Annotated in this window: 27 protein-coding genes; 18 read left to right on the top strand and 9 right to left on the bottom strand. The window is 58.8% G+C overall.

What is annotated here, in order from left to right; genetic code table 11:
• Positions 1-89 precede the first annotated feature (89 nt).
• The 3 genes from CPA59_RS00830 to CPA59_RS00820 are packed head-to-tail and all read right to left on the bottom strand — an operon-like array spanning position 90 to position 3,525.
• Positions 90-1,298: an O-antigen ligase gene (locus CPA59_RS00830; RefSeq protein WP_049855323.1), complete on the bottom strand. Its 1,209-nt coding sequence runs from the start codon at positions 1,296-1,298 to the stop codon at positions 90-92.
• Positions 1,298-2,404, bottom strand: coding sequence for a glycosyltransferase family 9 protein (locus CPA59_RS00825; RefSeq protein ID WP_038920563.1), 1,107 nt, complete (start codon positions 2,402-2,404; stop codon positions 1,298-1,300). Before CPA59_RS00825 ends, CPA59_RS00830 begins: the two co-directional genes overlap by 1 nt.
• Positions 2,401-3,525, bottom strand: a complete 1,125-nt coding sequence (locus CPA59_RS00820; RefSeq protein WP_038920564.1) for a glycosyltransferase family 4 protein — start codon at positions 3,523-3,525, stop codon at positions 2,401-2,403. Before CPA59_RS00820 ends, CPA59_RS00825 begins: the two co-directional genes overlap by 4 nt.
• Before the next feature lie 551 nt (positions 3,526-4,076).
• Here CPA59_RS00820 and waaA point away from each other — a divergent pair.
• The 3 genes from waaA to coaD are packed head-to-tail and all read left to right on the top strand — an operon-like array spanning position 4,077 to position 6,614.
• Positions 4,077-5,354: a lipid IV(A) 3-deoxy-D-manno-octulosonic acid transferase gene (waaA, locus tag CPA59_RS00815; RefSeq protein ID WP_100850379.1), complete on the top strand. Its 1,278-nt coding sequence runs from the start codon at positions 4,077-4,079 to the stop codon at positions 5,352-5,354.
• On the top strand, positions 5,354-6,145 hold the full coding sequence (locus CPA59_RS00810; protein ID WP_038920565.1) for a glycosyltransferase family 2 protein: 792 nt from the start codon (positions 5,354-5,356) through the stop codon (positions 6,143-6,145). Before waaA ends, CPA59_RS00810 begins: the two co-directional genes overlap by 1 nt.
• On the top strand, positions 6,135-6,614 hold the full coding sequence (gene coaD, locus CPA59_RS00805; RefSeq protein WP_038920566.1) for a pantetheine-phosphate adenylyltransferase: 480 nt from the start codon (positions 6,135-6,137) through the stop codon (positions 6,612-6,614). The genes CPA59_RS00810 and coaD overlap by 11 nt, the downstream gene beginning before the upstream one ends.
• A gap of 43 nt (positions 6,615-6,657) precedes the next feature.
• On the opposite strand, the gene mutM is transcribed toward coaD, so the two are convergent.
• The 4 genes from mutM to radC all read right to left on the bottom strand — a co-directional run bounded on the left by mutM (position 6,658) and on the right by radC (position 8,862).
• Positions 6,658-7,467, bottom strand: coding sequence for a bifunctional DNA-formamidopyrimidine glycosylase/DNA-(apurinic or apyrimidinic site) lyase (mutM, locus tag CPA59_RS00800; RefSeq protein ID WP_100848679.1), 810 nt, complete (start codon positions 7,465-7,467; stop codon positions 6,658-6,660).
• A 75-nt stretch (positions 7,468-7,542) separates the two neighbouring features.
• Positions 7,543-7,710 (bottom strand): 50S ribosomal protein L33, encoded by a 168-nt coding sequence (gene rpmG / locus CPA59_RS00795; protein ID WP_012763802.1) that lies wholly within the window; start codon positions 7,708-7,710, stop codon positions 7,543-7,545.
• 11 nt (positions 7,711-7,721) lie between these two features.
• Positions 7,722-7,958, bottom strand: a complete 237-nt coding sequence (rpmB, locus tag CPA59_RS00790) for a 50S ribosomal protein L28 (RefSeq protein ID WP_012763801.1) — start codon at positions 7,956-7,958, stop codon at positions 7,722-7,724.
• A gap of 238 nt (positions 7,959-8,196) precedes the next feature.
• Positions 8,197-8,862: a DNA repair protein RadC gene (radC, locus tag CPA59_RS00785; RefSeq protein ID WP_107758518.1), complete on the bottom strand. Its 666-nt coding sequence runs from the start codon at positions 8,860-8,862 to the stop codon at positions 8,197-8,199.
• A 189-nt stretch (positions 8,863-9,051) separates the two neighbouring features.
• Between radC and coaBC the strand changes: the two genes are divergently transcribed.
• From coaBC to slmA, 3 genes are all read left to right on the top strand, one after another.
• Entirely contained in the window at positions 9,052-10,323 is a 1,272-nt protein-coding gene (gene coaBC, locus CPA59_RS00780) for a bifunctional phosphopantothenoylcysteine decarboxylase/phosphopantothenate--cysteine ligase CoaBC (protein WP_107758517.1), read from the top strand.
• Entirely contained in the window at positions 10,292-10,750 is a 459-nt protein-coding gene (dut, locus tag CPA59_RS00775) for a dUTP diphosphatase (RefSeq protein WP_038920569.1), read from the top strand. Before coaBC ends, dut begins: the two co-directional genes overlap by 32 nt.
• 108 nt (positions 10,751-10,858) lie before the next feature.
• Complete coding sequence (gene slmA / locus CPA59_RS00770; protein ID WP_013319939.1) at positions 10,859-11,455, top strand: nucleoid occlusion factor SlmA; 597 nt, start codon at positions 10,859-10,861, stop codon at positions 11,453-11,455.
• 48 nt (positions 11,456-11,503) lie between these two features.
• Here the strand turns inward: slmA and pyrE are convergent, their stop codons facing one another.
• Together pyrE and rph are read right to left on the bottom strand one after the other, a co-directional pair.
• A complete protein-coding gene (gene pyrE, locus CPA59_RS00765) occupies positions 11,504-12,145 on the bottom strand; it encodes an orotate phosphoribosyltransferase (RefSeq protein ID WP_038920570.1) in 642 nt (213 codons plus the stop codon).
• A gap of 102 nt (positions 12,146-12,247) precedes the next feature.
• A complete protein-coding gene (gene rph / locus CPA59_RS00760) occupies positions 12,248-12,964 on the bottom strand; it encodes a ribonuclease PH (RefSeq protein WP_033568040.1) in 717 nt (238 codons plus the stop codon).
• 178 nt (positions 12,965-13,142) lie between these two features.
• Here rph and CPA59_RS00755 point away from each other — a divergent pair, with 178 nt between their 5' ends.
• The 12 genes from CPA59_RS00755 (at position 13,143) to CPA59_RS00700 (ending at position 26,577) form a co-directional block, all read left to right on the top strand.
• Complete coding sequence (locus tag CPA59_RS00755) at positions 13,143-13,544, top strand: YidH family protein (RefSeq protein WP_049842701.1); 402 nt, start codon at positions 13,143-13,145, stop codon at positions 13,542-13,544.
• Positions 13,545-13,550: 6 nt separating this feature from the next.
• Entirely contained in the window at positions 13,551-13,889 is a 339-nt protein-coding gene (locus CPA59_RS00750) for a DUF202 domain-containing protein (RefSeq protein ID WP_038920571.1), read from the top strand.
• Positions 13,890-14,133: 244 nt separating this feature from the next.
• The gene (gene dgcN, locus CPA59_RS00745; RefSeq protein WP_038663531.1) at positions 14,134-15,141 is read left to right on the top strand and encodes an N-acetyltransferase DgcN; all 1,008 of its coding nucleotides are present in this window, start codon (positions 14,134-14,136) and stop codon (positions 15,139-15,141) included.
• A gap of 4 nt (positions 15,142-15,145) precedes the next feature.
• Entirely contained in the window at positions 15,146-16,111 is a 966-nt protein-coding gene (gene dgcA / locus CPA59_RS00740; RefSeq protein ID WP_107758516.1) for an N-acetyl-D-Glu racemase DgcA, read from the top strand.
• Positions 16,112-16,131: 20 nt separating this feature from the next.
• A complete protein-coding gene (locus tag CPA59_RS00735; protein WP_100848676.1) occupies positions 16,132-18,027 on the top strand; it encodes an ABC transporter ATP-binding protein in 1,896 nt (631 codons plus the stop codon).
• Between the two features lie 229 nt (positions 18,028-18,256).
• On the top strand, positions 18,257-19,813 hold the full coding sequence (locus CPA59_RS00730) for a glutathione ABC transporter substrate-binding protein (RefSeq protein ID WP_049855317.1): 1,557 nt from the start codon (positions 18,257-18,259) through the stop codon (positions 19,811-19,813).
• 17 nt (positions 19,814-19,830) lie between these two features.
• Positions 19,831-20,751, top strand: a complete 921-nt coding sequence (locus tag CPA59_RS00725) for an ABC transporter permease (RefSeq protein WP_038920574.1) — start codon at positions 19,831-19,833, stop codon at positions 20,749-20,751.
• Between the two features lie 8 nt (positions 20,752-20,759).
• Positions 20,760-21,662, top strand: a complete 903-nt coding sequence (locus CPA59_RS00720) for an ABC transporter permease subunit (protein ID WP_038920575.1) — start codon at positions 20,760-20,762, stop codon at positions 21,660-21,662.
• 11 nt (positions 21,663-21,673) lie between these two features.
• A complete protein-coding gene (locus CPA59_RS00715) occupies positions 21,674-22,732 on the top strand; it encodes a P1 family peptidase (protein WP_038920576.1) in 1,059 nt (352 codons plus the stop codon).
• Between the two features lie 33 nt (positions 22,733-22,765).
• On the top strand, positions 22,766-23,587 hold the full coding sequence (locus tag CPA59_RS00710; protein WP_038920577.1) for a M55 family metallopeptidase: 822 nt from the start codon (positions 22,766-22,768) through the stop codon (positions 23,585-23,587).
• Positions 23,588-23,969: 382 nt separating this feature from the next.
• Positions 23,970-24,929, top strand: coding sequence for an isoaspartyl peptidase/L-asparaginase family protein (locus CPA59_RS00705; protein WP_107758515.1), 960 nt, complete (start codon positions 23,970-23,972; stop codon positions 24,927-24,929).
• A 322-nt stretch (positions 24,930-25,251) separates the two neighbouring features.
• The gene (locus CPA59_RS00700) at positions 25,252-26,577 is read left to right on the top strand and encodes a sulfotransferase family 2 domain-containing protein (RefSeq protein ID WP_107758514.1); all 1,326 of its coding nucleotides are present in this window, start codon (positions 25,252-25,254) and stop codon (positions 26,575-26,577) included.
• The last annotated feature ends 376 nt before the right edge of the window (positions 26,578-26,953 follow it).

Below are 26,953 nucleotides of genomic sequence, written 5' to 3'. Positions count from 1 at the left end.
TACCGGGTGCGCCGCGATTTTCGGCGTATGCCTTTCGGTAAAAGAAGCCGGGTCACGGCCGACGTTACGTCCATGACCCGGCTGTCGGATCAGATAAAACGCTGACGATCGTAGCGATACTGGCTCAGCCACAGTGCAAAACAGAGCATGCTCAGATTGGCATGTTCATGATGGAAAGTGGTGTTAACCAACCCGACCACCAGCGTGACCACCAATGCCGAGCAGGCCGCCCCCCACGATAGCCAGGAAACCGGCAACGCATTTTTCTTCGGTATATAACGCGCCAACGTCACGCCCATCGCGCCAAACAGGCTGAAGACCCAAAAGGCGCCCCAGACGCCGTTTTCCGCCAGCACGTTGATAAAGATATTATGGGCATGAGAAACATGTGTGAACAGTGGCTTATCTGGCCATTTATTGATGTCGATTTTCTCGAAGTTTTCCTTCCCTACACCAAAGAAAGGATGCTGTTTGAAGACATCAAGAGCTGAACTCCAGATAACATCACGATAACTCAATACATTGTTATCCGAAGCATTTTGCTCCTGTTTTACCACAACGCGCGCATTACTGAGGATTGCAACCGCAATTAACCCGGCGATAAAGACAGCAGGCAGCAGCAGAAATTTTTTATTTTTTCTGGCGAACCCTACTCCCAAAACCAGCGCCACCACAAGAACGGCCCCGAAGGTCGCCCGGCTTTCACCAAACGCCACATAGACCAGAGACAGCGCCAGCATGGCTATCCACATCAGTCGTTTGCCAACGCTCAACATCGACCAGTAACTGAACAGAACCGTCAGCGCCATCCCGCAAATAATAGCGTTATAGATGGCGGCGTGATTCACATGACCAACCGAGTTGAGCGTCCAGTACGTTTCCCTGCCGAGGTAAAAGTGTTCCCACGCGCCATAAATCAGACCGACGAATGTCCCCAGCGTGGCCCAGAACACCAGACCGATTTTCTGCTTTTCGCTGAAACTGGCATGATAGATCACCCAGCCGAACAGCATATAACGGGCTACATCGGTCAGAGAACGCACATCGGTGTGATAAGCGGAAAACGGCAGGCCAACCAGATACGAGAGTATGTAAAGGGCAAAAAACAGATCCCACCCTGACCACTGGCGCTCTTTTTTATTCATGACCGCCTGAACGATCACCCACAGCAGCAACAGCGCCATGGCGATGTTTTTAGGCGCTTCGGCCAACGGGTTAACAAAAATAGCCAGCGCACTGAGAAAATACAGGCCGCGATTATCGGTACGTCGGGTGTTAAACGATAACTGAGTTGTCATTAAATCTTTCTCAACAAATGGGTAAAAGCCGTCTGAATCTCAGGAAGGGAAATCTGTTGCATACACGCTGACTGCCCGTCGCAGAACTGCAGGCAGCGCGTTTCATTCCGATTGCACCGTTCAAGCCAGGACAATTCACGGCCAAATAGCGTGTGCTGGTCGCGACAAGGAATCGGGTGGAAACCGATGTTGATAATCGGGTTATTCTGCCAGAAGCGGCCGGGACCAAACGCGACCGGATTACCCGGACCATACAGCGTCATGGTCGGGGTATTGACCCATTTCGCCAGATGCGCCACGCCGGTGTCGGCGCAGATCAGCGCTTTCGAACCCGCCAGCAGCGTCAGCAGTTGCGACAAAGACAACTCACCGGCAAAACTGCGATAACGCCGTTCCGGGTCAATCGCGTCAACGATATACCGTTCATTGCCGCCGCCGCTCCATACCGGGGTGTAACCTTGCGCCGCCAGCCAATCCGCCAACGCCAGCCAGCGCTCCGGCGGCCAGAAACGCACCGGATTGCTGGCGCCGACATGCAGTACGACAAAAGGCGACTCCGGCGGGGAAAAATCGCACGCCGGCGCAGACCAGCGCTGAGGCGCGGGCAACTCGCCGTCCGTCAGGGCGGCCATCGCGTCGCCCCACGCCATCGGTTCAACCGGATAGTCTCGATATTCATTGACCGGCCAGCTCTTGGCGTTGCGCAGCGCAGGTCGATGCGCAACGATCCAACGGCTGCCCGCCGCCAGCGCCAGCCAGCTATAGCGGTTGTCGCCTGGAATCAACGCCAGATCATAGGGTCCGCTGTTAACAATCGCCGACACCGACGACGCCGAAGCGGGTTGGTAAGGCATCGGCACTACGCCGTAGGGATTCAGGCGATAAACCTCGACGAACGGCGGCTTGCACAGCAGCACGATTTCCGCCCGCGGATAATTACGCCGCAGCTTGGCCAGCAACGGCGTCAGCATCACGGTATCGCCCAGCAACAGATTGTGGGCGACCAGAATGCGTTTCACCGCTGTCGGCGCGCGACGCCAGGGCTTTTTCAGCAACTGCAGCAGACCGCGCGGAAAAATCCGCAACCGGGCGGAAAATTTACTCATGAACGAGTCGACCGCTGGCTGTTCCGGAAAATAGTGGTCATTCGATCGAGCATGATATCCGCGCCAAACTGCTCGGACGCGCGTTTGAGCGCCGCTTCGCCAAATTGGGCGCGCAACGCATCGTCGCCCATCAGTTGACGCAATTTCTGTTCCAGCAACGCGGTATCTTTGGGCGTGATCAAATAGCCGGTCTGTTCATTGACCACCGCTTCGTCAATCGCGCCGACCGTGGTCGACACCACCGGCAAGCCGCAGGCCATCGCCTGCATAATGCTTTGCGGTACGCCTTCGTTGCCGTAGGAGGGCAGCACAAACAGATCCATACTGTTCAGGCAATCCGGCACATCGTCGCGGTTGCCCAGAAAAATGACCCGATCGGCCAGCCCCATCGACGCGACCTGCTGCTCCAGCGCCTGACGCTGCGGCCCATCGCCCACCATCAGCAACTGCCAGTCCGGAAAATCCTTCGCCAGCGTCTGCCAGGCCTCCAGCAGATAGGTGTGCCCTTTCCAGGAACGCATGGTCGCCAGAATACCCAGCGTCGGCCGATCCGGCACGCCGATGGTCTGACGGGCGCTCTGCCGGGCAGCCTGACGATAAAAGCTCAGGTCGATGCCGGTCGGCACCGAGGTCATATGCGACAACGGATAGCGATTGTCGCGATGCAGCTGCTGACGCAGCCGTTCGCCGGTGGTGGCGATGTGGCGGGTTGCGGTCATGTACAGCCAGCGGGTGGTCAGCGAACGGTTGATGTCGGTGGAAACATGGCGGGTACGCACCATCGGCGGCACCCGTTTTCCCAGCATCAGCCCGGCGACCGCGACCAGCCAGGCATCGGTGGAGCTGTGCGTATTGATGATATCGAACGCGCAACCGTGCTGACGCAGCCAACCGACCAGCGCCAGCAGGGAAGACAACCGTTTTTTCTCGATCGGCAGCCCAACCACGGCAATACCCCGCGCCTGCGCTTCACGATAAATATTGGAGTGCGGACAACACAGAATGGTGACCTTATGGCCACGCTTCATCATTCCCTGAGACTCCGTAAGAATACGAATTTCCTGCCCGCCCCAACCACAAGAGGACTCGGTATGTAATATATTTAAAGATGTGTCTAACATCTTTTTATACCTATATCAAATAAGCCTTAAATCATAAACCGCCTATAATACATGAAGGCTGGCGAAGAATCCTGTACAAAATGCGTTCGTCATACGTTAAAGAGAGGATTGATTTAAGATCGGAATCGTAAAACGGAATGTCGCCAGGCTGTTCAACTTTCTGCCATTTTTCGATAACGCCACCACCTTACTCCCCACGGTATCAAACACATTTTGAAATAAACCACCATATCGTTAAATATTATTTGATAATTCACTTCATGAGTTGATAAATATATTTTCTTCACTGGATAAAAACAGAGTAAATATTTATTTACCTTGTCCTTTTGTTTTAATTATTACGTCCCTTTATTCCCCTAATTGATGTTTCCTGCGACGAATAATCCTGTTTGTCATCAATCATTAATCCAACGTACAACGGTGCAATTTCCAGCGCTAATTACCTGTTTCTTCGGTAGAAAGGAGAACACCGACCGTAGCCGGTTAAAATGATAGATTTAACCGCTATAAATATATAGAATTCGCTATCGCCGACTATAATACCGATGATTATGTTACAAACGCTGTACACCTTTCTGTTTTACATGATCCAGCCGCTTATCTGGCTGCGCCTCTGGCTCCGGGGCCGCAAAATCCCCGCTTACCGCAAACGCTGGGGGGAGCGCTACGGCTTCTACAGGAATCAGGTAAAACCCGAAGGCATACTGCTGCATTCCGTCTCCGTCGGAGAGACGCTGGCCGCGGTGCCGCTGGTCCGCGCCTTGCGCCACCGTTATCCATCTCTGCCGATTACCGTCACCACCATGACGCCGACCGGCTCCGAGCGCGCGTTATCCGCATTCGGCAAAGATGTTTACCATGTCTACCTGCCCTACGATCTGCCCGGCGCTATGGCGCGCTTTCTCGACCATGTGCAGCCGCGTCTGGTAATCATCATGGAAACCGAGCTGTGGCCTAACCTGATCACGGCGCTGCACCAGCGCAAAATTCCGCTGATCATCGCCAACGCTCGTCTGTCCGAACGTTCCGCCAACGGCTACCGTAAACTCGGCCGCTTTATGCGAACGCTGCTGCGTCGCATCACCCTCATCGCAGTGCAAAATGAGGAAGATGGCGAGCGCTTTATCAATCTGGGGCTGAAACGCACCCAGTTGAACGTGACCGGCAGCCTGAAATTCGATATTTCCGTCACGCCGGAGCTGGCCGCGCGCGCCGTGACGCTGCGTCGACAGTGGGCGCCGCAGCGCCCGGTGTGGATCGCCGCCAGTACCCATGAAGGCGAAGAAAAAATCATCGTCGACGCCCACACCGAATTGCTGAAAGCCTTTCCTACTCTGTTGCTGATTCTGGTGCCGCGCCATCCCGACCGTTTTGACGACGCCAAAGCGATCGTCCGCAAGGCCGGGCTGGAATATACCCTGCGCAGCGCAGGTACCGTTCCTCCCGCCTCGTCTCATGTAGTGATTGGCGATACCATGGGTGAACTGATGCTGCTGTACGGCATTGCCGACCTGGCATTTGTCGGCGGCAGCCTGATTGAGCGGGGCGGACACAATCCGCTGGAACCGGCTGCGCACGCCATACCGGTGCTGATGGGACCGCATACCTTCAATTTTAAGGATATCTGCGCCCGCCTGCAGGAATCCGATGGGCTGATCACCGTGCGGGATACCGCATCGCTGGTGGAACAGGTCACCACCCTGCTGTCCGACGATGATTATCGCCGTTATCACGGCCACCATGCCGTGGACGTACTGCACAAAAACCAGGGCGCGCTGCAAAGTCTGCTGGCTCTGCTGGAGCCCTATCTGCCGCCACGGAGTCAGTAATGAGCCGGAAACGCCTGTCCGTCGTTCTTATCAGCCATAACGCGGCGGAGCTGCTGCCCGACTGTCTGGCGTCAGTCGACTGGGCCGACGAGATTATCGTGCTGGATTCCGGCAGCAGCGACGACACACTGGATGTCGCCCGCCGCCACGGCGCGCAGGTTTATCAGAACACCGACTGGCCCGGTTTCGGCAAACAGCGTCAACTGGCGCAGCAGTATGCCAGCGGCGATTACATCTTCATGATTGATACCGACGAACGGGTCACGCCGGCGCTGCGGCAGTCCATCGAGACGACGCTCGAATCCCCTGAAAGCGATGCCGTCTATCGCTGCGCGCGCCGCAATCTGTTTCTGGGGCGCTTCATGCGTCACAGCGGCTGGTATCCGGATGAGGTTATCCGCCTGTACCCCAACCGCTACCGTTACAACGACAACGCGGTACACGAATCCCTCGATTATGGCGCCGCCCGGGTGATTTCACTGGATGGCGACCTGAAGCACCTGACCTGCCGGGACTTTTTCAGTTTCCAGCAAAAGCAGTTCGCCTACGCGGCAAGCTGGGCGGAAGAGCGCTTTCGTCAGGGCAAACGCTGCGGTTTCTCCTCCATCGTACTGCACACGCTGGGAGCGTTTGTCAAAACCTGGCTGTTGCGGGCCGGCTTTCTGGACGGCAAACAAGGACTGTTGCTGGCCATCGTAAATGCACAGTACACATTTAACAAATATACTGGTCTATGGGCCCTGAATAACCGGCGCGACACTCACCAGGAACATCAGCACCATGAAGACTAGAGCCATCTATCCCGGCACCTTTGACCCGCTGACCAACGGCCATCTGGACCTGTTGACACGCGCGGCGCGCATGTTCGATCACCTGATTCTGGCTATTGCCGCCAGCCCCGGTAAAAAAACGCTGTTTACGCTGGAAGAACGGGTGGCGCTGGCTAAAGAAGCCACGCAGCATCTGTCGAACATCGAGGTGGTTGGGTTTACCGATCTGATGGCTAATTTCGCCCGGCAGCAGCGGGCGACGATTCTGGTGCGGGGGTTACGCGCCGTGTCTGATTTCGAATACGAACTGCAACTGGCCAAAATGAACCACCACCTGATGCCGACGCTGGAAAGCATATTTCTGATGCCATCGGAGCAGTGGTCTTTCATCTCATCGTCATTGGTTAAAGAAGTTGCCCGTCACGGCGGCGACGTTTCACACTTTTTGCCACGACCTGTCGCCGCTGCTCTGCTGGAAAAATTAGGCTGAGCGCTACGCTATCGTTGTTTAATTACTCCGGAACGGATTGCGCTTAACGCTGACAGCACTTACAGAAAAAAGTGCTGCGCTGGCCCTGCTTGATGCTCTCAATCGGCGTGCCGCAATGGTGACAGGGCTCGCCGCTGCGGCCATAGACCTGCAACTCCTGCGCAAAATAACCCGGTTTGCCATCGGACTGCAGAAAATCCCGCAGCGTGGTGCCGCCCTGCTCAATCGAGCGTTGCAATACCTGCTTGATGGAACGTACCAGTTGGTCCGCTTCAACCTCAGACAGCGAACCCGCCGGCCGGTTCGGCAGAATACCGGCGTTAAACAGCGACTCGCTGGCGTAGATGTTGCCTACGCCCACCACCAGCTTGTTATCCATAATCCACAGCTTGACCGGCGTTTTACGACCGCGGGATTGGGTGAACAGATAGCGACCGGAAAAATCGTCGCTGAGCGGTTCCGGCCCCAGATGCGCCAGCACCGAACTGGTCGCTGGGTCATCACACCACAGCCAGGCGCCGAAACGACGCGGATCGGTATAACGCAGCACCTTACCGCTGTCCATCACCAGGTCGACGTGGTCATGCTTATCCGGTTCGCTGTATTCCGGCAACACCCGCAAACTGCCGGACATGCCAAGATGGACGATTATCCAGCCGGTCGTCAGCTCAATCAGCAGGTATTTGGCGCGCCGCTGCACACTCAGCACCGGCGTATCGCTCAGCGACAGAATTTCAGGAGAGACGGGCCAGCGCAGGCGCGCATTACGCACCTCGGCATACAAAATAGTATGACCGACCAGCCAGGGTGAAATGCCGCGGCGGCTGGTTTCCACTTCGGGTAATTCTGGCATGCGTCCTCCGGTGAAACGTCCTGCTGAAGCGATAAAAAAACCCGGCCGAAGCCGGGTTTTTCAGATCCACTAAAATTACTTGATTTTAGCTTCTTTGTAGACGACGTGCTGACGAACGACTGGATCGAATTTTTTCAGTTCCAGTTTTTCCGGCATCGTACGTTTGTTCTTCGTAGTGGTATAGTAGTGACCAGTACCAGCAGAAGAAACCAGCTTGATCTTCTCGCGAACACCTTTAGCCATGATTCAGTTCCTTAATACTTTTCACCACGGGCACGCAGATCGGCCAGAACCGCTTCGATACCCTTTTTATCGATAACACGCATACCTTTAGCAGATACGCGCAGCGTTACAAAACGCTTCTCACCTTCAACCCAAAAACGATGGGAATGCAGGTTTGGCAGAAAACGGCGTTTAGTCGCATTCATTGCGTGGGAACGGTTATTACCGGTCACCGGACGCTTGCCAGTAACTTGGCAGACTCGGGACATGTCTATTCTCCAAAAATCAAATCAGCTCGAGCTTCGTAGAGGGTGTCGGCCGCCTCGTCAGGCTTTAGAGCCCATCTCAGCAACTTCACTGAAAAGACTCTGTCATCAGGGTAAACCTGCTGAGATAGGCTCTTAACGCCACACCCAAGATTCTCAAAGGTGGCGTAGTATACGCTCTGAAGCGTATGCGCTCAAGTCCCGAACAGCTAAAGATCCCACAGGATCGCGGAAATATCTTTCAAATCCACCCTCGCTCGGCAAAAGAAACGTACTCGCCGCGCCCGATAACCAGGTGGTCGAGCACCCGAATTTCCAGCAACTGACAGGCTTGCACGATTTTTCCGGTGATGGAACGGTCGGCCTGACTGGGCTCCGCCCGACCGGACGGATGGTTATGCGCCAGAATCAGCGCGGCGGCGTTGGCTTTGAGAGCCTCACGCACAATCTCGCGCGGATGCACCTCCACGCTGCTGATCGTGCCGGCGAACATTTCCTGATGACGAATCACTCGGTGCTGGTTATCCAGAAACATCACCAGAAAGACTTCCCGTTCATGATGCGCCAGCAGCAATTGCAGATACTGCTGCGTCACTTCCGGGTTAAGCATGGCGTCCTCCCGCGCCAGATGGGAAGAAAACAGCCGCCGGGCCAGTTCCGCCACCGCCTGCAGCTGCGTATATTTGGACACCCCCACGCCCCGTGCGGTGCAAAAGGTGTCTTTGTCCGCCATCATGAGCTGATACAACGACCCAAACTGCACCAGCAGACTTTCCGCCAGTTGCATCACATGCGTACCTGCGATGCCGGTACGCAGAAAGATCGCCAACAGTTCCGTATCGCTCAACGCCCCGGCGCCCAGCGTCATCAGTTTTTCACGCGGCGCACACCCGTCATTCCATGCCATTGCTGCTCTCCTTGCCGAACGGTGGCTTATCATCCCATGCGTCCGCCGAAGGGACGACAGGCCGGTGCGCGGGTTGCGAGGCGTTCCGCAATTTTTTCTGTATCAGGAAATGCGATACCTAACATTCCTCGACCTGCGGCAGCTTATGATAAAATGCAGCCTCTTTTCGGCTGACAAACGGATATAACGATGACAGATTCTTCCAGTCTGCACGGGCTTTCCGGCACGCTGCTTGCGGAAAAACGGCTTGCAGGAAAACATATCGTACTGGGCATCAGCGGCGGCATCGCCGCCTACAAATGCCCGGAACTGGTTCGACGCCTGCGCGACAGGGGCGCCGAGGTGCGCGTGGTGATGACGCCCGCCGCCAGCGCGTTTATCACGCCGTTGACGCTGCAGGCGGTGTCCGGTCATCCGGTATCGACCGATCTGCTGGATCCCGCCGCCGAGGCCGCCATGGGCCATATCGAGCTGGGGAAATGGGCGGACCTGGTGATTCTGGCTCCTGCGTCAGCAGACCTGATCGCCCGGATGGCGGCAGGCATGGCCAACGATCTGCTGACTACCATCTGTCTGGCGACGGCGGCGCCTGTCGCCATCGCACCGGCCATGAACCAGCAGATGTACCGCGCCGCCGCCACACAGCACAATCTGGGCGTGCTGGCTGCCCGCGGCGCGCTGATCTGGGGTCCGGACAGCGGCAGTCAGGCCTGTGGCGATGTCGGCCCCGGCCGGATGATTGATCCACTGGAGATTGTGGCGAACGCCGACGCGCACTTCTCTCATGTCAATGATCTGCAACACCTCAGTGTTATGGTGACGGCAGGGCCGACGCGTGAAGCGCTGGATCCGGTGCGCTTCATCAGCAATCACAGTTCCGGGAAAATGGGATTCGCCATCGCCGCCGCCGCCGCCGCGCGCGGGGCTCGCGTGACGCTGGTGGCAGGCCCGGTTAATTTACCGACGCCTGATAACGTCACTCGTATTGATGTCATCAGCGCGCAGGAAATGCACCAGGCCGTGATGCGTGAAGCGCCGCAGCAGAATATCGTGGTGGGCTGCGCCGCCGTGGCGGACTACCGGGCGCAGGCGATCGCCGATGAAAAGATCAAAAAACAGGGTGATGAAATCAGTGTCACTTTGGTCAAAAATCCGGATATCATCGCCGATGTGGCCGCCATGAGCGAAAACCGTCCTTATGTTGTCGGGTTTGCCGCCGAAACCAGTAATGTGGAAGAATACGCGCGCCAGAAACTGGCCCGCAAACAGCTGGACCTGATTTGCGCGAATGATGTATCCCTTTCCGATCAAGGGTTTAATTCGGAAAATAATGCATTGCATCTTTTCTGGCCAGGCGGGGATAAGCGCCTGCCGCACGGCAGCAAACACCTGCTGGGCCAACAGTTAATCGACGAGATTGTCAGCCGTTATGATGAAAAAAATCGACGTAAAAATTCTTGATGCGCGTATCGGGCAACAGTTCCCGCTGCCGACCTACGCAACGCCGGGTTCTGCCGGGCTGGACCTGCGCGCCTGTCTGGACAGCGCGGTGGAACTGGCGGCTGGCGCAACCACGCTGGTGCCGACCGGTCTGGCTATCCACATCGGCGACCCGTCGCTGGCTGCGGTGATCCTGCCTCGTTCGGGCCTCGGCCACAAACATGGCGTAGTGTTGGGCAATCTGGTGGGTCTGATCGATTCCGACTACCAGGGTCAGTTGATGGTGTCGGTCTGGAACCGCGGCAGCCAGTCTTTCACCATCGAACCCGGTGAACGCATTGCCCAGATGGTATTCGTGCCGGTGGTGCAGGCCGAATTCAATCTGGTTAACGATTTTGTCGGCAGCGAACGGGGAGAGGGTGGTTTCGGCCATTCCGGCCGTCACTGATACGCCCCATCCCTGCCTCCCAGGAAAACTATAAAGCCACAGCGTTAAGGCGATTGTGGCGCTATCTGGTGTTTGTCCGTCACATTTTTATCAAGGGTCTTTTCTGACATGGCAGAGAAAGAAAATACGAAAAGGAATCGTCGCGAAGAAATTCTGCAGGCGCTAGCGCAGATGCTGGAATCCAGCGACGGCAGTCAACGCATTACCACCGCCAAGCTGGCCGCCACCGTCGGCGTTTCAGAAGCCGCGCTTTACCGGCACTTTCCCAGCAAAACGCGGATGTTTGACAGCCTGATCGAATTTATTGAAGACAGCCTGACCACTCGCATCAACCTGATTCTGCAGGATGAAAAAGACACCTTTAACCGGCTGCGGCTGATTTTGTTGCTGATTCTCGGCTTTGCGGAGAAAAACCCCGGCCTGACGCGCATTCTCACCGGTCACGCGCTGATGTTCGAGCAGGATCGGTTGCAGGGCCGCATCAACCAGCTGTTTGACCGCATCGAATCCCAGTTGCGTCAGGTGCTGCGCGAACACAAGCTGCGTAGCGGCGAAGCGTTCCGCCATGACGAAACGCTGCTGGCCAGCCAGTTGCTGGCGTTCTGCGAAGGCATGCTGTCGCGCTTTACCCGCTCCGAGTTCCGCACCCTGCCCACGCAGGATTTCGATACCCGCTGGCCGCTGCTGGCTGCCCAGCTTCAGTAACCGCACTGCGTGGCAACTCGCCACGCCGCTTATTTCACGCCCTGAATTTCACACGCCGAACTGCGCGCGATAGGCTTTCACCGCCTCCAGATGCGCGGCCATCTCCGGTTTTTCGGCCAGATAGGTAATCAGATCTTCCAGAGTGATGATCGACGTAACCTTGCACTGGTAGTCGCGTTCCACTTCCTGAATGGCGGACAGTTCGCCGCGGCCGCGTTCCTGACGGTCCAGCGCGATCAGCACGCCCGCCAGCGTCGCCCCCTGTGCGGCGATGATTTCCATCGACTCGCGGATGGCGGTGCCGGCGGTAATCACATCGTCCACCAGCATGATGCGGCCTTTCAGCGGGCTGCCGACCAGATTGCCGCCCTCGCCGTGATCCTTGGCTTCCTTACGGTTGAAGCAGTACGGCACATCGCGGTCGTGGTGCTCCGCCAGCGCCACCGCAGTGGTGGTGGCAATCGGAATGCCCTTGTAGGCCGGCCCGAACAAGACGTCGAATTCGACGGCGGCGTCCACCAGCGCCTCGGCATAAAAACGCCCCAGCAACGCCAGATCGCGCCCGGTGTTGAACAGCCCGGCATTAAAGAAATAAGGGCTGATACGCCCGGATTTCAGGGTAAATTCGCCGAACTTCAATACCTGCTTGCTGAGTGCGAATTCGATAAACTGGCGCTGGTAGGCTTTCATGACTCCCTCTCCTGTAACGACCGCGGGGCGCCCCGCCGTCCTGACGACATAGCATAAAAAATGATGGCATAAAAAAGCGACCACTGGGGTCGCTTTGAAAAATCAGTCGGCCAGTGCGGCCTTCTGCGCGTTGACAATATCTTCGATGCCCCGGCGCGCCAGCGCCAGCAACGACAACAACTCATCGTGGCTGAACGGCTCGCCCTCGGCGGTGCCCTGCACCTCGATCATACGGCCGTCTTCGGTCATCACCACGTTCATGTCGGTTTCCGCCGCGGAGTCTTCCACGTATTCCAGATCGCACACCGCTTCGCCGTTGACGATCCCGACCGATACCGCCGCCACCATGCCTTTCAGCGGGCTGGTTTTCAGCTTGCCGCTGGCCACCATGCCATTCAGCGCATCGGCCAACGCCACACAGGCGCCGGTGATGGACGCGGTGCGGGTGCCGCCATCGGCCTGCAGCACATCGCAATCCAGCGTAATGGTGTATTCACCCAATTTGTTCAGATCGACCGCGGCGCGCAGCGAACGGGCGATCAGGCGCTGGATTTCCAGCGTGCGGCCGCCCTGCTTGCCTTTCGCCGCTTCACGGGCGTTACGGCTGTGAGTAGAACGCGGCAGCATACCGTATTCAGCGGTAATCCAGCCTTGTCCCTGACCTTTCAGAAAACGCGGTACCCCTTCTTCCACCGTGGCGTTGCACAATACCTTGGTATCGCCAAACTCAACCAGCACCGATCCTTCGGCATGTTTGGTGTAGTGGCGGGTTAATGTAAGAGGGCGGATTTGCTGGGCATTTCGGCCTGTTGGGCGCATGGCTCGTCTCCGGGCAGGTTCATTAAACTGGCGCGCATTATACGGTCTTCCCCCTGCCCTGCCTACCGCCAGTCACGATTAAAATTTCATCAATTTTTCCGCCGCCATCCGCCTCACTGGCTGGAGAGCCGCGGCCCGGCCATGTAGAATGCGGGCATTGTCTATCCGCTGGCCGTTGATGCCCATGAGTGACCCAGCCGCTTCACCCACTTCACCGACGTCGTCCGACAAGAAAATCCCCTGGCAGCAGCAGGGCTCGACGCCGGATTACCGCTTTTCGCTGGCCAACGAGCGTACTTTTCTGGCCTGGATCCGCACCGCGCTGGCGTTTCTGGCGGGCGCGGTCGCCATTGACCAGTTTGCGCCTACGCTGGCGCCGCCCGCCGTCCGGGGCGGCATTGCGGTGGTGCTGTCGCTGGCGGCGGCGCTGCTGGCGTGGATGGCTTATCGACGCTGGGCCGACAACGAGCGGGCGATGCGCACCGGGCAAGCGCTGCCTTATACCCGTATGCTGATTATCATCGCCAGCTGCGTGAGCGCCATTTCCGTCGCGCTGGCGTTGGTTATCCTGCTGCTGTAGGCCGCCATGATTCCCTCTGCCGATACCCCGCCGCGCGATCCGGGTCTGCAGCCGGAACGTACGCGGCTTGCCTGGTCGCGGACCGCTTTTGTGCTGCTGGTCAACAGCGTACTGCTGTTGAAAGCCGGATCGATGAAAAGCCAGCCGCTGATGCTGGTTGTCGGGCTGTTTCTGCTGCTGATGACGCTGATTACCTATATCTGGTCACGCCTGCGGTTGCGCGCCCTGTTGCGCAGCGGCTACCCCTGCACCCGGCAATTAATGTGGATGATGCGGCTACTGATGCTGACGGTGGTGGCAACCGCACTAAGTCTGCTGCTCGGGCTGGTGGTCTTCTACACGTAATCCGCGAAGCGTTTTCCTACTGATGTAAAAGATTTTGATCTGCCTGTTTCGACATAACCCGCCGCTATACCCTGCCGACATTTGCAAACACTATTCCTTAAATAACAATAAATTAAATAAAATCACCCCTATAACGTCAGGTTATACCCCACCCATAAACAAGCATTCGTCAGGAAAAAAGCATCGTGGAATAGTCTTAGACATCACCTTTATGCAACCACTATGCAACCACGGATAAGACATCATGCTGATTCCACAACCTTACCTGCTTTTTCTTGGCGACGTGACCGACCCGCTGGCGGTGAAAACGGCGCGCGGCATTCACACCTGGCGCCCCGAACAGTGCGTAGGTCAGCTGCGCCTGCCGGGCAGCACGGTGTCGCTGGGGCTCGATGATCTGGATATTCCGTCCGCCGTGGCGCGCGGCGCCAAAACGCTGGTGCTGGGCACCGCCAACGCCGGCGGTTTTTTGCCGCCTCACTGGCTGGATACCGTGCGCGCCGCTATCGAAGCCGGCATGAACGTCGCCAACGGCCTGCATCAGCGCCTGATCGACGTCCCCGGTTTGCAGGCGCTGGCGGAACAGCATCAGGTACAGCTGTTCGATATTCGCCACCTGCGCCCGGAACTGACCGTCGGCAGCGGCAAAAAACGCAGCGGCAAGCGTGTGCTGACCGTCGGCACCGACTGCTCGGTCGGTAAGATGTACACCTCGCTGGCGCTGGAATCCGCCATGCGCGCGCAGGGTCTGAAAGCCGATTTTCGCGCCACCGGCCAGACCGGGGTGCTGGTAGCCGGCGACGGCATCGCCATTGACGCGGTGATCGCCGACTTCATCGCCGGCGCGGCGGAAGCGCTGTCTCCGGCCAACGACGACGACCACTGGGATATCGTCGAAGGCCAGGGATCGCTGTTTCATCCGTCCTACGCCGGGGTGACCACCGGTCTTATCCACGGCGCACAGCCGCACTGGCTGGTGATGTGCCACGAAATGGGCCGCCCGCACATGCGCCACCTGCCCCATCAGCCGATGGTGGAACTGGGCGACTGCGTGGACGCCAACCTGCGCGCCGCCCGCGTCACCAATCCGGACGTACAGTTGGCCGGTTTCGCCATCAACACCTCCAACTATGGCGAACAGGAAGCGCGCGATTACTGCCGTGACCTGAGCGAACGCTTTGGCGTGCCGGCCACCGACCCGATCCGCTTCGGTATCGATGACATTGCGACACTGCTGAAAACCCGGGGGTAAGCCCATGCGACAGATGCAAATCGAAACCGTGGAATTGCCGCTGGCCCGTCCTTTCGCCATCTCCCGCGGCACCCGCACCGCCGTCACGGTGGTGCGCGTCACGCTGGAAGAGCGCGGCTTTATCGGCCGGGGAGAATGCACCCCCACCGCGCACTATCAGGAAACCGCCGACAGCGTGACCCGCCAGTTGGAAACCGTGCGTCAGGCGGTGGAAAACGGCATCGGCCTGGAAGCATTGCAGCAGTCGTTGCCGCCGGGCTCGGCCCGCAACGCGCTGGACTGCGCCCTATGGCGGCTGAACGCCGCGCTGGCCAGACAGACGCTGTGGCAGCACCTCGCCATTGCGCCGCCGCAGTCGATCATCACCGCCGAGACCCTGAGTCTCGACAGCGTGGAAAACATGGCGAACGCCGCCAAAGACGCGGTCTCCCGCGGCGCGCTGTTGCTGAAAATCAAGCTCGACCGGGAGCAGATTCTGGAAAAAGTGGCGGCGATTCGCCAGTCCGCGCCCAACGTGACGCTGATTGTGGACGCCAACGAAGCCTGGGGCGGACTGGAACTGGAGCCGCTGCTGCGCCAGCTTGCCGCGCATCGCATCGCGATGGTGGAGCAGCCGTTGCCCGCCGGGCAGGACAGCGCGCTGGCGACGTTTGAACACGCCATTCCGGTGTGCGCCGACGAAAGCTGCCATCACCGCGGCGACATCGCCGCCCTGCGCGACCGCTACGAAATGATCAACATCAAGCTGGACAAGTGCGGCGGGCTGACCGAAGCGCTGGCGATGGTGGCGGAAGCACGCCAGTACGACATGCGCATCATGGTGGGCTGCATGCTCGGCTCCTCGCTGGCGATGGAAGCCGCCATGCCGGCGGCGCTGGCCGCCGAACACGTGGATCTGGACGGCCCGATCTGGCTGGCGGCGGACAGCTCGCCGTACCTGACGTATAACCTCGGCCGCATCTGGCTGTGACAGAACCTACCGGAGTGACGATGACGGATACCACCTCAACCGCAATCCCTGCTGCGATCGCGTCCGACCCGGCGCCGCAACCGGTGCTGGAGATCGATGACCTGAGCGTTAGCTTCAGCGGCCGCTCCGGCACCCATCTGGCGCTCAAGGGCGTCTCTTTCAGCCTCAACAAAGGGGAAGTGGTGGCCGTGGTCGGCGAGAGTGGCTCCGGCAAGTCGGTCACCTCTCTGACGGTAATGGGGCTGCTGGCCGCTTCCGCCCGCATTGAACGCGGCGGTATCCGCTTTATCGATAGCGCCGGTCGCCGCCATGACCTGCTGAACATGAAGGACGACGCCCGCCGTCGGCTGCGCGGCCGCGATATGGCGATGATCTTTCAGGAGCCGATGACCTCGCTCAACCCGGTGCTGAAAGTGGGCGACCAGCTCACCGAGGCGTTGCTGGATCACCAGATGTGCGACGCCGCCAGCGCCGACAACAAAGCGCGCGAGCTGCTGCGCAAGGTGCGCATCGCCGACATCGACCGGGTAATGGACAGCTACCCGCACTCACTGTCCGGCGGCATGCGTCAGCGGGTGATGATCGCTCAGGCGCTGGCCTGCGACCCGCAGTTGCTGATCGCCGACGAACCCACCACCGCGCTGGATGTCACGGTGCAGGCGCGCATCCTGCAAATCCTGCGCGACCTGCAACGCCAGAGCAACATGTCGGTGTTGTTCATCACCCACGACATGGGCGTAGTGGCGGAAATCGCCGACCGCGTGGTGGTGATGTACCGCGGCGAGGTAGTGGAACAGGGAACGGTGGACGCCATTTTCAACCGCCCGCAGCACGACTACACCAAAGCGCTGCTGGCGGCGGTGCCGCGGCTGGGCGACATGCGCGACAGCGCCTGGCCCCGCCGTTTCCCGCTGCTGGGGCAGCAAAGCGCCGCGCCCGAACAGGACCATACCACCGCGCGTTATGACGCGCCGCCGCTGCTCGATATCCGCGGTCTGAAAGTCTATTACCCGATACGCAGCGGCATTCTCTCCTCCGTCACCCACCGGGTACATGCGGTGGAGCAGATCGATTTCGCCGTCTGGCCGGGTGAAACGCTGGCGATCGTCGGCGAATCCGGCTGCGGCAAATCCACCACCGGGCGGGCCTTGCTGCGTCTGGTGGAAAGCCAGACCGACAGCCTGCTGTTCGACGGGCAGGAAATCGCCAGCCTGCGCGACCGCGACTTCCAGCCGCTGCGCCGCAAAATGCAGATGGTGTTTCAGGACCCGTATGCCTCGCTCAACCCGCGTCTGACCGTCGGTTTCACCATCGCCGAGCCGCTGCTGCTGCACGGGCTGGTGAAATCGCTGGAAGACGCCACGCCGCAGGTGCAGGCGCTGCTGAAAAGCGTCGGCCTGCAACCGGAACACGCCCAGCGCTATCCGCACGAATTTTCCGGCGGCCAGCGCCAGCGTATCGCCATCGCCCGCGCTATGGCGCTGCAACCGCAGGTGATCATCGCCGACGAGGCGGTGTCGGCGCTGGACGTGTCGATTCAGGCGCAGGTGGTCAACCTGATGATGGATTTACAGCAGAAAACCGGCGTGTCGTGGATTTTCATCTCCCACGACATGGCGGTGGTGGAACGCATCGCCAACCGCGTGGCGGTGATGTACCTCGGTCAGATCGTGGAAATCGGCCCACGCCAGTCGGTATTCAACAATCCGCAGCATCCGTATACCCGACGCCTGCTGGCTTCGGTGCCGATCGCCGACCCCGGCCGCCGCTATGCGCGCGAGCTGGACGACAGCGAAATTCCCTCGCCGCTGCGCAAGGCGAACGAGGTGGTGGAAAAAGCCCGTTACCGCGAAGTCGCCCCGCACCATTGGGTGAGCGAAGCCGGGCTCGGACCGTCCGCCAGTAGTAAATCGTAGTTAGTTATAAACCGTAGTTAGTTATAAACCGTAGTTAGTTATAAACCGTAGTTAGTTATAAACCGTAGTTAGTTGTAAATCGTAGTGCCGTCCAACACCAGGGACACCTCACGCCACCGTGAGCGATAACAAACCGTCATACACGAACGGTTGATTACATCATAAAAAACAAAAAGTTAATAAAAGCAGCAATCACAACCAGCAACACACACCATTTACAGGAGACACCATGAAACCGTTACTATCCACAGTAACTTCACGCCGTTCCGCTGTCGCTCTTGGGCTGTCATTGTGTCTGGCCGCTGCGGCTCAGGCACAGGATCTGCGCATTTCCATGTATGCCGATATTACCGGGCTGGACCCGCACGATACCTCGGACACCCTGAGCTACTCCATCCAGAGCGGGATCTTCGAGCGTCTGTTCCAGTTCGACAACCAAATGAAACTGGTACCGCGGCTGGCCACCGGTTACACCGGCAACGCCGACGCCACCGAATTCACCATCACCCTGCGCGAAGGCGTCACCTTCCAGGACGGCACGCCGTTCAACGCCGATGCGGTGAAAGCCAACCTCGACCGTCTGGCCGACCAGACCAAAGGGCTCAAGCGCAACAGCCTGTTCAACATGATCAAAAACGTGACGGTACTGTCGCCGACGCAGGTGAAAATCGAGCTGAACAAATCCTTCGGCGCCTTCGTCAACACGCTGGCCCACCCGTCGGCGGTGATGCACAGCCCGGCGGCGCTGAAACAGTATCCGGACGAAACCCAGCTGCGCGTGCATCCGGTCGGCACCGGCCCGTTCAAGTTCTCCGAATGGCAGCAGGGTAAAGACGTCAAGCTGGTGAAATACGACAACTACTGGCAGAAAGGCTGGCCGAAAGTCGACAGCGTGACCTTCTACCCGTCGCCGGAAGACGCCACCCGCGTCGCGGCGCTGAAATCCGGTCAGTCCGACGCCATCTACCCGCTGCCGTCCGACCTGGTAAGCACGGTGGAAGGCGACGCCAAGCTGGCTATCCAGCGTGACCCCAGCATCTATCTGTACTACATGGCGATCAACACCCAGCACGCGCCGCTGAACGACGTGCGTGTGCGTCAGGCGCTGAACTACGCCATCAACCGTACCATCTGGCTGAAAGTCGGCTTTGCCGGCATGGGCTTGCCCGCCGCCTCCGCCATGGCGCCGCGCGTACAGTTCTTCACCAGCCAGAGCGAACCGAACTACACCTACAGCCCGGCCAAGGCCAAAGAACTGCTGAAGGAAGCCGGCTACGAAAAAGGGCTGGAGCTGAAACTGTGGACCACCAACACCACCGCCGCGGTGCGTAGCGCCCAGTTCTTCAAACAGCAGCTGGAACAAGTCGGCATCAAGGCGACCGTCACCCCGATGGACTCCGGCGCGCGCAACGAAAAACTGTGGGGCGTGAAAGACCCGAAACAGGCCGAGTTTGACCTGTACTACGGCGGCTGGTCGCCGTCCACCGGCGATGCCGACTGGGCGCTGCGTCCGCTGTTCGCTACCGAGTCCTGGGTGCCGAAAGCCTACAACGTCTCTTACTACAGCAACCCGGACGTGGACAAAGCCATCATGGCCGGTCTGGCGACTCCGGATAACGACAAACGCGCCGCCGCTTACGCCGATGCTCAGAAGCTGATCTGGAAAGACGCGCCGGTGGTGTTCCTGGGCGTGCCGGACAACCTGGTGGGCAAAGTGAAAAATCTGTCCGGCGTTTACATGCTGGCTGACGGTTCGCTGATCTTCGATCAGGCTGAGTTCAAGTAATCGCACAGGGGATCGCCATGTTTGCTTATATCGTCCGACGTTTGCTGGAAATGATCCCGGTCTTGCTGGTGATCTCCCTGTTGGTGTTCGGTTTTATCAAGCTGTTACCGGGTGACCCGGCGCGGATCTACGCCGGTCCCGACGCCCCCATCGAGGCGGTGGAAGCCGCCCGTGAGCGTCTGGGGTTGAACGATCCGCTGCCGCAGCAGTACCTCAACTGGCTGGATGGGCTGGTGCACGGCGATCTCGGCATCACCTACCGCACCCAACAGCCGGTGCTGACGGTCATCCAGAAAAGTTTTATGCCGACGCTGTGGCTGGCGTTGGCCGGTTTCGCCTGGTCGGTGATCCTCGGACTGCTGATCGGCGTGTTTGCCGCGCTTAAACGCGGCAAATGGCAGGACTGGTCGCTGATGAGTCTGGCGGTGGGTGGTATTTCGATGCCGCCGTTCTGGCTCGGCCTGCTGCTGATCCAGTTCGTCGCCATGCCGTTCGGCGTGTTCTCGGTCAGCGGCTACAACAAACCGGCCGACATCATCCTGCCCGCGCTGACGCTGGGCGCCTCGGTGGCCGCCGTGATGGCGCGTTTTACCCGTTCCGCCTTCCTGGAAGTGATGCAGGAAGATTATGTACGCACCGCCCGCGCCAAAGGGCTGCGCCAGCGGCTGATCGTCTGGAAACACGTGATGCGCAACGCGCTGATTCCGGTTATCACCATGCTCGGGTTGCAGTTCGGTTTTCTGCTGGGCGGCTCCATCGTGGTGGAAAGCGTGTTCAACTGGCCGGGGCTCGGCTGGCTGCTGATCGAATCCATCAAGACGCAGGATCAGCCGGTGATTCAGGCGCTGGTGATGCTGTTCGTGTTTGAATTTATTCTGATTAATCTGCTGGTCGACCTGCTGTACGCGGTGGTGAACCCGGCCATTCGTCTGCGTTAGGAGCTGCGATGAACACTTCTCAAGAGCCGACCGTGGCGACCTCATCCGCCCTGAACGACAGCGCGATTCGTTCACCGTGGCGTGATTTTCTGCATGCGTTCATCCGCAACCCGATGGCGCTGGCTTCCGGCGGTTTTGTCCTGCTGCTGGTGCTGGTGGCGGTGTTCGCCCCCTGGCTGGCGCCCTGGAATCCGATGGATCCGGACTGGATGGCGCTCGGTGAGGCGCCGACCACCAGCCACTGGATGGGCACCGACGATCTGGGCCGCGACGTAATGAGCCGCATTATTTACGGCGCGCGCATCTCGCTCTACATCGGCATCGTCTCGGTTACGCTCGGCATGCTGGCGGGCATCGCCCTCGGTTTGCTGGCGGGCTATTATGGCCGCAGCATCGACATGCTGATCATGCGCGGTTGCGACGTACTGTTCGCCTTTCCCGGCATGCTGCTGGCGATCGCAGTGGTGGCGATCCTCGGCCCCGGCCTCAATAACGTGATTATCGCGGTGGCGGTGTTCAGCGTGCCGGTGTTCGCCCGTATCGTGCGCGCCTCCACGCTGTCGCTCAAACAGGCCGCCTATGTCGAAGCGGTACGCTGCGCCGGCGCGCCGGACCGGGTGATTCTGCTGCGTCATATTCTGCCCGGCACGCTGTCGAACGTGATTGTTTATTTCACCATGCGCATCGGCACCAGTATCCTGACCGCGGCCGGTCTGAGTTTCATCGGCCTGGGGCCAGAGCCGGACGTGCCCGAGTGGGGCAACATTCTGGCGATGAGCCGCAGCATGATGATGGCGGGACAATGGCACGTCAGCGTGTTCCCCGGTCTGGCTATCTTCTGCACCGTGCTGGCGTTCAACCTGCTGGGCGACGCGCTGCGCGATACGCTGGACCCGAAACTGAAAAGCTGAGCAAACACACCATGACATGTTACCAACAGGCACGACTGACGCCGCTGCTGCAACGCTGGCGCTCGGAACGACAGCTCGGCACGCCGCGTACGCCGCTCGGCCCGCACAATCGCCTGAGCGACGTGCCCGGCGTACGGGTCGGCCACCATACGCTGGCGCAGGGCGAGATTCAGACCGGCATCACCGCCATCGTGCCGCCCGGCGATAACCTGTTTACACAACCGTTGCCCTGCGGCGCCGCGGTGCTCAACGGCTTCGCCAAACCGGTGGGGCTGGTGCAGATTGAAGAGCTGGGACGATTGCAGACACCTATCCTGCTCAGCAACACCCTGTCTGTCGGCACGCTGTTTACCACGCTGGTGCGCGACGCCATTGGCCGCAACCCGGAACTGGGCCGTAACCTGCCGACCGTTAACCCGCTGGCGCTGGAGTGCAACGACGGCTGGCTCAACGATATTCAGGCGCTGGCGGTCAGCGAAGAGATGGCGCGCGCGGCGCTGGATAACGCCACGGCCGATTTCGCCCGCGGCAGCGTCGGCGCCGGGCGCGGCATGAGCTGCTTTGCGCTCAAAGGCGGCATCGGCACCGCCTCCCGGCTGATTCCGGAACTGAACGCCACCCTCGGTGTGCTGGTGCTGGCCAATTTCGGCACCCTCTCCGCCCTGACGCTGGACGGCGTACAGGTCGGCGAGGCGATCGCGCCGCTGCTGCCGGAACTGGCGCCCCAGCGCGACGCCGGTTCCATCATCATTATTATGGCCACCGACGCCGCGCTGGATGCCCGTCAGTTGACCCGCATCGCCCGTCGCGCCGGCGCCGGTCTTGGGCGGCTCGGCAGCTACTGGGGGCACGGCTCCGGCGATATCGCGGTGGCCTTTTCCACCCAGCCGACGCCCCAACCGCCGGAAGACGCACAGCTGGAAGCGCTGCTCAATGCGGCGGCCGACGCCACCGAACACGCGGTGCTGGATGCCCTGCTGCAGGCAGAGGCCGTCACCGGTTTTCGCGGCCACCATCGCCCGGCCCTGACGCAGGTGCTGGACCGTCTGGCACAGGATTTCCCCGCATAACCGCCTGATGAAACAGGCGCTAAGGACGCTGACATGAAAGTATTTATTTCTGCGGATATCGAAGGCATCGCGGGCGTGATGCGCCCGGAACAGTGCAGCCCCGGCACACCGGAATACCAGTTAGCCCGCGGGCTGATGGAGCAGGAGGTGAACGCCGCCATTGAAGGCGCCTTCGCCGGCGGCGCCAGCGAAGTGGTCGTCGCCGACAGCCACGCCGCCATGACCAACCTACGCGCCGAGAATATCGACCCGCGCGCCCGGCTGGTGCAGGGCAAACCGCGCGGTTTGTCGATGGTGGAAGGCTTACAACAGCAACAGTTCGATGGCCTGATGTTCATCGGCTACCACAGCGCCGCCGGAGAACACGGCGTGCTGGCGCACACCATCAACGGCCGGGCGTTTTATCGGGTGCGCATCAACGGCGAAGTGATGGGCGAAAGCGATATCTACGCCGCCGCCGGCGCGGAACTGAACACCCCGCTGTGGCTGGTGAGCGGCGACGATACGCTGCAAACATGGATCAATCGTTACTACCCGGCGGCGGACTACGCCTGCGTCAAGCGCGCCATTTCCCAGACCGCAGCGGAGTCGCTGAGTCCGGAAGCGGCGCGCAACGCCATCCGGCTGGCGGCGACCCAAGCGGTGCAAAAGGCGCATAAAGAGACAACCACCCGCCTGCAGCCGCCGTATGCACTGGAGCTGATGGTCGCCAAACCGGTGCTGGCGGACCTGTTCTGCCTGATTCCAGGCGTCGTCCGCAAAGACGCGATCACCGTCGGCTATCAATCCCCGACCATCGCGCCGATCGTCAGCCTGCTGGGAGCATTTTCCTATCTGGCGACCACGCAAAACTAAGCAATATTCAGACTGCTGACAAACCTCTAAGTATAGGAATGTGGGTTTTTCCGGCGTCAAAACTGTGCTGAGGCGAGCGACTTCGTCGGGTGAGCAGCAAGGAAGCTGCGAAAGCCCGTGCCGCGTCTGGAACGCGTCACGGGCGGCCCGAATAGCGAAGGCGAACGCCGAAGGTATCGCGCCAGCGGCACAGTTTAGCCACCAGCCAGTGGTCAAGGAGAGGCGGCGTTTGAGCCTCTCCTTGTCGGGCGTACGATGATTCCGCAAAGGAACCCGAGGTCATTACGCACGAAACGCTCCACGGTTCTGACATGGCTTCGCCTGTAATAAAACAACATGGCGGTTTGTTAACCGCCTCAGTCTTGTGAATAACGGAGAGACGATGAAACCGGTCATTGTGATTCATGGCGGCGCAGGCGCGTTAAGCCGCACGGCGATGGACAGCGAGAAAGAACAGCGCTATCGCGCCGCGTTGCAGGCGATTGTGAACCGTGGGCAGGAAATTCTGGCCGCCAACGGCAGCGCGTTGGATGCGGTCACCGAAGCGGTGCGTATGCTGGAAGAGTGCCCGCTGTTCAATGCGGGTAAAGGGGCGGTGTTTACCCACCTCGGCACCCACGAACTGGACGCCAGCATCATGGACGGCCGTTCGCTGGAAGCAGGCGCCATCGCCGGTGTTAACCATATCCGCAACCCGATTCTGGCGGCCCGCGCGGTGCTGGAGCGCAGTCCGCATGTGATGTTCACCGCCGACGGCGCCGAAGCCTTTGCCCGCGAGCAGGGGCTGGAAATGGTCGAACCGAGCTTTTTCTCCACCGACGAACGTTATCAGCAGTTGCTGAAAGCGCAGGCGGGCGACGGCAAGATCCTGCTGGATCACGACGGCGAACGTCAGGCGCAGGGCGCCGATCCGCTCGATCCGGATCGCAAATTCGGCACCGTTGGCGCGGTAGCGCTGGACGCAGCCGGTAACCTGGCGGCGGCGACCTCCACCGGCGGCATGACCAACAAACGCGCCGGGCGTGTCGGCGACTCGCCGATCGTCGGCGCAGGCTGTTACGCCAACAACCGCACCGTCGCCGTCTCCTGCACCGGCACTGGCGAAGTATTCATGCGCACCGTCGCCGCGTACGACGTCTCGGCGTTGATGGAATACGGCAACCTGCCGCTGTCGCAGGCCGCCGACAAAGTCGTTATGGAAAAAGTGCTGGCGCTGGGCGGCAGCGGCGGGCTGATCGCCGTCGACCATCAGGGCAACATCGCGCTGCCGTTCAACAGCGAAGGCATGTACCGCGGTTACGGTTACGTCGGCGAAGACGCGGTAGTGGGGATTTATCGGTAACAACAATCCCCGCCGTGTCGGCATGTTAGTCAGGCTATATCCCACACCATTTATTCACTGGCGGATATCTGCCAAAGTGGCGAATCTGGACCTTGTACCAGACTCGCCATTTTTATCCGTCAGTACCTCAGTTTTATTTCAGTCATCAGCCACTCACGTTTTGTAATAACGATAACCAACTGGGCAATGGATGATCGCGGATATCCAGCTCGCCACCAGTGGTTAAAGCCACAATAAGTAACATGTTATCACTATAATGATACAAATAATTATCATAAAATTTATTTTATATAACGTTAATTACGGGAAGTAAGGATAGGGCATGCCTCGTATTGTTTTTCATCATATTGATAAGTGTGCAGGCACATCGTTACTCAAGTATTTGCAAAACTTTTTTCCGTCCGATGAGTGTATTTATTTAGAAGAACACACCGATTGGATAAACGCCTGTGACATTGAGCTGGACCCGAACCGGTTGGCGCGCGCGCGTTTTATTCATGATCCGTTCGGCGGCAGGATTTGGCCGGATCACATATCGAATGCGGCAACGCTGTGCTTTTTACGAGACCCGCTGGACAGGCTGGTATCTAACTGGTGGATGGTGCATCGTTGGACTGACGAAGAAGCAGCGGCTTTCCCTGATGGTGAACTGATCCGTGATTTGGCCCGCAATAATCCGGCATTATTCTTTTCCTCCAACCATCCACAGTGCCAATACCTTAACTGGAACCGAATCAGTCGCCATCTGGCATGCGCGCCCCATGAGTACCGGGAAGTCTGGCGAGCGGGTTCTCTCGATAGTAAGGATTTTCGGGCGTTCGTCCGGCAGCGGGCAGAGAAAACGCTGCGCTCGCTTTCCTTTATTGGCTTCAAAGAGGACTTTGGGCGCTCGCTCTCCGCGCTGCAATTATGGCTGGCGCTCCCTCTCGATCGGCCGCAGCCGCTCAATATACACGCCAGTGACCAGCAAAAGCCGAACTTAAGCGAAGTGGCGATAGCAGCTGCCAATCGGATGATTGATATTGATCAGGAAATCGTTGCTATTGCCCGCGAACTTTACGACGAGCAAATGGCGCGTTTCCAGGCGACCTATGGCGTGGATTTTGCGAGCGCCGTTGAGGATAACTACCGCAAAGCCTTGATTCGCCCGGCTGGCTGGACTGTGGTGGACATGTCGCAACCATTGAATGGCACAGGGTGGCATTGCCGTGAGCAGAATGACCGCAAATTCAGCCGCTGGATTGGCCCGACGCCGGCTGCGACAATCGATATTCCATTCCGCAAGGACCGGGATATTCTGGTGCGATTTAGGGTCACGAACATACTGTCTACACGCCAGGTCGACGAACTTACATTGAAGGTCGATGACTATGCCGCGCCCCTGCATCTGTGGTCAGAAAGTACGTTCGTTGTGGTTTTTGATGCGCTTATACCGCAGCAAGAACTAAACCAAGCTAACGACATTCTGCGGCTGACGATTGACTGCGCCGAAACAATTACCATGGACACGTCAAACGATGGTCGTCAGCTCGGCCTTGAGATCTGTGAGATTGAAGTCGGTCCATCGGATGCCTTCATACTCCAGTCACCGGGTACGCCTGCTAACGCGCGCGGTCTGCGGGGAATATCAACCAGCAGAAACGATTGATGCAATAACGCCTTCACACCAACGTAAACCCCAACATCCATGCTGTCGGCCCTTCCACCCTATGGAAGGCCACAGCATGGCTGCCGCTTCAACAAGCGGATTGCCTGCCGTTATTTGACCCATTCTTTTTGAATAGCCTGAATATGCTAATTAAAAGCAGGCAATCAGTCGTTTGATTATCAAGTTAGAAACTGCCGATCGTTCGCCTCTCATTTTTTCGAGGCTAATATATGTAATGAGAATCAATATTTATTGTTGGCGGCGATTATTGTTAGTAGCTGTGACCATCGTTGTCACCTTAATTTCTGCGGGAACATATCGATTTATTGAGGTGCCGGGAAATATGCTCGGAAAAAAAATTACTCAGAACCGATAC

The sequence above is a fragment of the Dickeya sp. Secpp 1600 genome, assembly GCF_003049805.1.
In the GTDB taxonomy this organism is placed as follows: Bacteria; Pseudomonadota; Gammaproteobacteria; order Enterobacterales; family Enterobacteriaceae; genus Dickeya; species Dickeya fangzhongdai.
This window is presented reverse-complemented; position numbering and strand designations above follow the sequence as displayed.

Coding starts and splice junctions, on each gene's coding strand:
- mutM (WP_100848679.1), bottom strand. CDS start 7,467: ATGCCAGAATTACCCGAAGTGGAAACCAGCCGCCGCGGCATTTCACCC.
- CPA59_RS00705 (WP_107758515.1), top strand. CDS start 23,970: ATGAAACCGGTCATTGTGATTCATGGCGGCGCAGGCGCGTTAAGCCGC.
- CPA59_RS00725 (WP_038920574.1), top strand. CDS start 19,831: ATGTTTGCTTATATCGTCCGACGTTTGCTGGAAATGATCCCGGTCTTG.
- CPA59_RS00720 (WP_038920575.1), top strand. CDS start 20,760: ATGAACACTTCTCAAGAGCCGACCGTGGCGACCTCATCCGCCCTGAAC.
- CPA59_RS00810 (WP_038920565.1), top strand. CDS start 5,354: ATGAGCCGGAAACGCCTGTCCGTCGTTCTTATCAGCCATAACGCGGCG.
- CPA59_RS00710 (WP_038920577.1), top strand. CDS start 22,766: ATGAAAGTATTTATTTCTGCGGATATCGAAGGCATCGCGGGCGTGATG.
- CPA59_RS00750 (WP_038920571.1), top strand. CDS start 13,551: ATGATTCCCTCTGCCGATACCCCGCCGCGCGATCCGGGTCTGCAGCCG.
- CPA59_RS00700 (WP_107758514.1), top strand. CDS start 25,252: ATGCCTCGTATTGTTTTTCATCATATTGATAAGTGTGCAGGCACATCG.
- CPA59_RS00730 (WP_049855317.1), top strand. CDS start 18,257: ATGAAACCGTTACTATCCACAGTAACTTCACGCCGTTCCGCTGTCGCT.
- coaD (WP_038920566.1), top strand. CDS start 6,135: ATGAAGACTAGAGCCATCTATCCCGGCACCTTTGACCCGCTGACCAAC.
- CPA59_RS00755 (WP_049842701.1), top strand. CDS start 13,143: ATGCCCATGAGTGACCCAGCCGCTTCACCCACTTCACCGACGTCGTCC.
- dgcN (WP_038663531.1), top strand. CDS start 14,134: ATGCTGATTCCACAACCTTACCTGCTTTTTCTTGGCGACGTGACCGAC.
- dut (WP_038920569.1), top strand. CDS start 10,292: ATGATGAAAAAAATCGACGTAAAAATTCTTGATGCGCGTATCGGGCAA.
- pyrE (WP_038920570.1), bottom strand. CDS start 12,145: ATGAAAGCCTACCAGCGCCAGTTTATCGAATTCGCACTCAGCAAGCAG.
- waaA (WP_100850379.1), top strand. CDS start 4,077: ATGTTACAAACGCTGTACACCTTTCTGTTTTACATGATCCAGCCGCTT.
- coaBC (WP_107758517.1), top strand. CDS start 9,052: ATGACAGATTCTTCCAGTCTGCACGGGCTTTCCGGCACGCTGCTTGCG.
- radC (WP_107758518.1), bottom strand. CDS start 8,862: ATGGCATGGAATGACGGGTGTGCGCCGCGTGAAAAACTGATGACGCTG.
- CPA59_RS00830 (WP_049855323.1), bottom strand. CDS start 1,298: ATGACAACTCAGTTATCGTTTAACACCCGACGTACCGATAATCGCGGC.
- slmA (WP_013319939.1), top strand. CDS start 10,859: ATGGCAGAGAAAGAAAATACGAAAAGGAATCGTCGCGAAGAAATTCTG.
- rpmG (WP_012763802.1), bottom strand. CDS start 7,710: ATGGCTAAAGGTGTTCGCGAGAAGATCAAGCTGGTTTCTTCTGCTGGT.
- CPA59_RS00735 (WP_100848676.1), top strand. CDS start 16,132: ATGACGGATACCACCTCAACCGCAATCCCTGCTGCGATCGCGTCCGAC.
- rph (WP_033568040.1), bottom strand. CDS start 12,964: ATGCGCCCAACAGGCCGAAATGCCCAGCAAATCCGCCCTCTTACATTA.
- CPA59_RS00715 (WP_038920576.1), top strand. CDS start 21,674: ATGACATGTTACCAACAGGCACGACTGACGCCGCTGCTGCAACGCTGG.
- CPA59_RS00820 (WP_038920564.1), bottom strand. CDS start 3,525: ATGTTAGACACATCTTTAAATATATTACATACCGAGTCCTCTTGTGGT.
- dgcA (WP_107758516.1), top strand. CDS start 15,146: ATGCGACAGATGCAAATCGAAACCGTGGAATTGCCGCTGGCCCGTCCT.
- CPA59_RS00825 (WP_038920563.1), bottom strand. CDS start 2,404: ATGAGTAAATTTTCCGCCCGGTTGCGGATTTTTCCGCGCGGTCTGCTG.
- rpmB (WP_012763801.1), bottom strand. CDS start 7,958: ATGTCCCGAGTCTGCCAAGTTACTGGCAAGCGTCCGGTGACCGGTAAT.